Below are 4,200 nucleotides of genomic sequence, written 5' to 3'. Positions count from 1 at the left end.
CGAACGGACCGCTGCTGCTGCGTGGTCATCGGTGCACGACTCCTTCTCGGTGGGTGTGGCGCAGGGTCGTGGCCGGGCTGCTGCTGCTCCTGCCGCTGCTCGTGGGTGCCGCCCGGCTCTACCGGGGCATGCATCACCCCACGGACGTCCTGGGCGGCCTCGCCAACGGCGGGCTGTCTCTGCTGATCGTGGGGCGCGCCCTGCTCGTCGACCGGTCCGTGACCGCGGCCCCGTCCACGGGCGGCACCCCCGTCGCACCGGCCGCCGACGAGCGTCCGCCCGGCACGACCGCCGTGATCCTCAATCCCACGGTGACCGACGCGCCCGAGCGCGACGCACTGCGACGAACCCTCGAACGCCACGGCCACCGCGACCCCATGTTCCTGGAGACCACCGCCGACGATCCCGGGGCAGGGCAGACGGCCCGCGCGGTCCGCGAGGGCGCGACACTCGTGGTGGTCTGCGGCGGTGACGGAACGGTCCGCACGGTCGCCGACGCCCTGGCCGGCAGCGGCGTTCCCCTGGCCGTCGTCCCCTGCGGCACCGGCAATCTGCTGGCCCGCAATCTCGGTCTGCCGCTCTCCCCGGTCGACGCGCTCGAAGCCGCGCTGGCCGGCGCTCCGCACCCGCTCGACCTCGCGGCCGTCGAGGGCGACGGCCTGACCGCCACCCGGTTCGCCGCGATGGCCGGGGCCGGTCTCGACGCCGCGATGATGGAGCACACCGATCCTCGCGCCAAGGCCGCCCTCGGCTGGCCGGCCTACGCACTGGCCGGGATCGGAACCCTGCGCACGCCACGGATGCGGGTGACGATCCGGCTCGACGGAGCCCCCGCGTTCCGCCGCACGGCCCGCATGGTGCTCGTCGCCAACGTCGGAACCGTGCAGGGCGGGGTCACCTTGCTGCCCGCCGCCCGCCCCGACGACGGACGGCTCGACCTCCTCGTCCTCGACCCGCGCGGACCGGGCGGCTGGTTCCGGGCCCTGCGGACACTGCTGCGTGGGGGCGCCACGCCTCCACGGCCGTCCACCGCGCACACCCTCGCGGCGGCGGGTGAGGACCACCAGGGAGTCCCCGTGGAGTTCTTCACCTTCCGGCGCGCCGAACTCACCTTCGACACACCTCAGTCCAGGGAACTCGACGGGGATCCGGTGGGCCCCGGCCGGCGCCTCACCGCCGAGGTCCGCCCCGGCGCCCTGACCGTCCTGCTGCCCTCCCGGGGGAAGTGAATGGGTACCGCGACGAAGGTCCCGGAGACCCGCGCCATGTCCGGCGACGAACTCTCCGCCGACGAGGCCCTCGCGTCGCTGCGCCGCTATGGCGGCTGGCCCCTGCTGCGCGACGCGTTCATCCGGTTCCGCTACGCCGACGGGTTCAGCCATTCCCGAGCGCTCGCCCTCCAGACGGTGCTGTCCCTGATCCCGCTCGCCATTGCGTTCGTGGGCCTGTCCTCGGTCCTGCACACCGAGGACATCGGCAGAGTCGCCGAGCTGACGATCCGCCGGATCGCCGCGGGCCCGAGCGCCGACGTCGTCGACGACGCGCTGCGCCGCAGCCGGCACACGGCGGGCGACGGGGCGCAGGTCGCCCTGTGGTTCGGACTGGCCTTCTCCCTGGTCAACGTGACCACCGCCATGTGCCAGATCGAGCGGGGCGCCAACCGGATCTACGGGAACGAGCGTGACCGCGTCTTCCACCGGAAGTATCTGCGCGGCCTGGTCATGTCCCTGAGCGCGGGAATCCCGCTCGGCCTCGGTTTCGTCCTGATGGTGGCCGGCGGCGACCTGGCGTCCGCGGTCGTGACGGTCTACCACCTCGACGGAGGCGCCAAGACCGCCTGGGATCTGCTGCGTTGGCCCTCCGGTCTGCTCCTCGCCCTCATCTCGGCCAGCGCGATCTTCCGCCGCTCGCCCCGCCGCCGCCAGCCCGGCTACACCTGGCTGGTCTTCGGCGCCGCCGTGTACCTGGTGCTGTGGACGGCGCTGACCTGGCTGCTGAGTCTGTACCTCGGGGTCAGCGGCACCTTCGACACGGTCTACGGCCCCCTCAGCGCCTTCATGTCCCTCCTTCTCTGGGCCTATCTGACCTCGATCGCCCTGTTCCTCGGACTGTCCTTCGCCGCGCAGCTCGAGGCCTCGCGCGCACGGCGCCCCGGTCCGGTCGAGCCCGATCCGGGAGTCTGAATGGCGGCGCGCGCGACGATCCAGAAGCTGCGGGAGCGCCGGCGGGCGGCCGACCGCCGGTTCGGTGTCCGGCTGCTCGGCTCGGCCGCGGTGGCCGCGATCACCGCGGTGCCGTTCGGCCTGCTCCTCGTCCTGATCGAGGGCAGATGGCAGCCCCTGCGCCGACTGGACGCGGGCGCCGCCCGCCGGCTCCACGAGATCGCGCTGGTGCATCCCGCCTGGACGAGTACGCTGCGTTTCCTCTCCGACCGGGTCTGGGATCCGGTCACCTTGCGTACGGCTGTCGCGTTGCTGACGGTGTGGCTCGTGTACCGCCGGGCCTGGCGTCTCGCCGCGTGGTCCGCGGTGACGGCGGTGGCCGGCGGGTTCATCGGGCTCCTGGTGAAGACGGTCGTCGAACGGGCACGTCCGTCGCTGGAGGATCCGGTGGCACGGGCGCCCGGGTTCTCCTTTCCGTCGGGCCACGCGATGACGGCCACCACCTCGTTCGCCATCCTGCTGCTGGTCCTGCTGCCCCTGGTGCCGCGCTCCTGGCGCGCGCTGTGCTGGGGCGCCGCCGTCCTCTCCGTCGTCGGCGTCGGCTTCACCCGTGTCGCGCTGGGCGTTCACTGGTTCAGCGACGTGCTGGGCGGCTGGCTGCTCGGTCTGACCGTCGTCACCCTCACCGCCTGGGCGTTCGAGGCCTGGCGGGCCGACACGGGGAGGCCCCCGGCCGACGTCGGGGAAGGTCTGGAGCCCGAACTCACCGACGAGCAGACCGAAGCCGACGCACCCGGACCGGGGGAACGGGCCGTCACATGACGGTCCGTCCGGTCCTCTGCCCGGGCGGGCGACAGCTGAGGATGTCGCCCGGCTGACACTCCAGCACCTCGCAGAGCCGGGTCAGCGTGGTGAACCGTACGGCCCTGGCCCGGCCGTTCTTCAGGATCGACAGGTTCACATGAGTGACACCGACCCGGTCCGCGAGCTCCGCCAGGGTCATCCCGCGTTCTTCGAGCAGACGGTCGAGATGGACCTCGATCGCGTGCTCCTCCTTGTCCTCGGGCATCAGACCGTTCCGTCGAGGTCTTCTCGCATGGCGACGCCGACGCGCATGATCCGTGCGAAGGAGAGGACGCCGAGGCCGGTGAGTATCGCCATGTACGGAGCGTCCCACGAGACGAGCCCGGACAGGGCGCTGACATCGCCGCCTCTGCTCAGGGAATGGATCAGCGCCTTCTCGCCCACAGACGCCGTGATCGCGGCGAGCACACTTCCGGCCAGCAGCCACCAGCCCACGCTGCGCAGCCGCCGCGCCGTCCGCGCGGTGTAGAGGCCGTCGCCCTCGGCTCCCCTGATCAGCCGGAGGACGAGCAGGAGCGCCCCGACGGTGAAGACGAACGAGGGAACCTGGGTCGCGGTGTTGAGCAGGCCCTGAGCCGTGCTGGGATCGTCGGTGCAGAAGCTCGGGTTGGCGTCCAGGCCCATCGAGGCTCCCGGCGCCGCCTTGAACCCCATGGACGGCACGTCGGCGCCCACCGTCTTCGTCGTGTCCGTGACGCAGATCGTCGTGTCCCCGATCCCGAGGACGCTGACTCCGTCCATGAACATCGAACCGAACACGCCCAGGACCGTCACCGCCGCGAACACCGTCACGATCAGCGTGACCGCGCTCGACATCGGCTCCAGTGGATTGCGGACCCTCGCCATGACTCCCCCATATCGATTATCGATGTTATCGAAAAACGATACAGAGCCCGACAGGGCTCCGCAAGACAGTTCGAGGCGGGGCACCGGACAGGAGCGATCCGGACGCGGAGGTTCCCCCGATCGGCCTACAGGCCTCTGGTGTTCACCTGCCGCGAGCGGCGCAGAATGGCTCGACACCGACGCGAGGAGCCCTCATGATCTTCATCACCGTCAAGTTCAGCGTCCGCCCCGAGCAGGAACGCGAACAGGTCCTCCCACCCGCGGACGACCGCCTCCGTCGTGAAGCGCCGGACGTTCGTGCGCGCCGCGTCGCCCATGGAGTCCCGCA

5 protein-coding genes are annotated in these 4,200 nt (G+C 71.5%); 3 read left to right on the top strand and 2 right to left on the bottom strand.

Annotation, left to right across the window (positions count from 1 at the left end):
- The 3 genes from ACWEBX_RS37725 to ACWEBX_RS37715 form a co-directional block, all read left to right on the top strand.
- Positions 1 to 1,229, top strand: a 1,229-nt coding sequence (locus tag ACWEBX_RS37725) for a diacylglycerol kinase family protein (RefSeq protein WP_451889250.1), incomplete at its 5' end; no start/stop codon positions are given.
- Entirely contained in the window at positions 1,230 to 2,183 is a 954-nt protein-coding gene (locus ACWEBX_RS37720) for a YihY/virulence factor BrkB family protein (RefSeq protein WP_451889249.1), read from the top strand.
- Entirely contained in the window at positions 2,184 to 2,984 is an 801-nt protein-coding gene (locus tag ACWEBX_RS37715; protein ID WP_451889248.1) for a phosphatase PAP2 family protein, read from the top strand.
- Here the strand turns inward: ACWEBX_RS37715 and ACWEBX_RS37710 are convergent.
- Both ACWEBX_RS37710 and ACWEBX_RS37705 read right to left on the bottom strand, forming a co-directional pair.
- Positions 2,977 to 3,231: a helix-turn-helix domain-containing protein gene (locus tag ACWEBX_RS37710; RefSeq protein ID WP_451889247.1), complete on the bottom strand. Its 255-nt coding sequence runs from the start codon at positions 3,229 to 3,231 to the stop codon at positions 2,977 to 2,979. The two genes, ACWEBX_RS37715 and ACWEBX_RS37710, sit on opposite strands and share 8 nt — an antisense overlap.
- Complete coding sequence (locus tag ACWEBX_RS37705; RefSeq protein WP_451889246.1) at positions 3,231 to 3,842, bottom strand: DUF2975 domain-containing protein; 612 nt, start codon at positions 3,840 to 3,842, stop codon at positions 3,231 to 3,233. The genes ACWEBX_RS37710 and ACWEBX_RS37705 overlap by 1 nt, the downstream gene beginning before the upstream one ends.
- Positions 3,843 to 4,200: the final 358 nt, after the last annotated feature.

It is taken from the genome of Streptomyces sp. NPDC005070, assembly GCF_053600395.1.
This window is presented reverse-complemented; position numbering and strand designations above follow the sequence as displayed.

What these genes read in the sequence shown, in the direction of transcription:
- ACWEBX_RS37720 (WP_451889249.1), top strand. Translation starts at nt 1,230, where the DNA reads ATGGGTACCGCGACGAAGGTCCCGGAGACCCGCGCCATGTCCGGCGAC.
- ACWEBX_RS37715 (WP_451889248.1), top strand. Translation starts at nt 2,184, where the DNA reads ATGGCGGCGCGCGCGACGATCCAGAAGCTGCGGGAGCGCCGGCGGGCG.
- ACWEBX_RS37705 (WP_451889246.1), bottom strand. Translation starts at nt 3,842, where the DNA reads ATGTCGAGCGCGGTCACGCTGATCGTGACGGTGTTCGCGGCGGTGACG.
- ACWEBX_RS37710 (WP_451889247.1), bottom strand. Translation starts at nt 3,231, where the DNA reads ATGCCCGAGGACAAGGAGGAGCACGCGATCGAGGTCCATCTCGACCGT.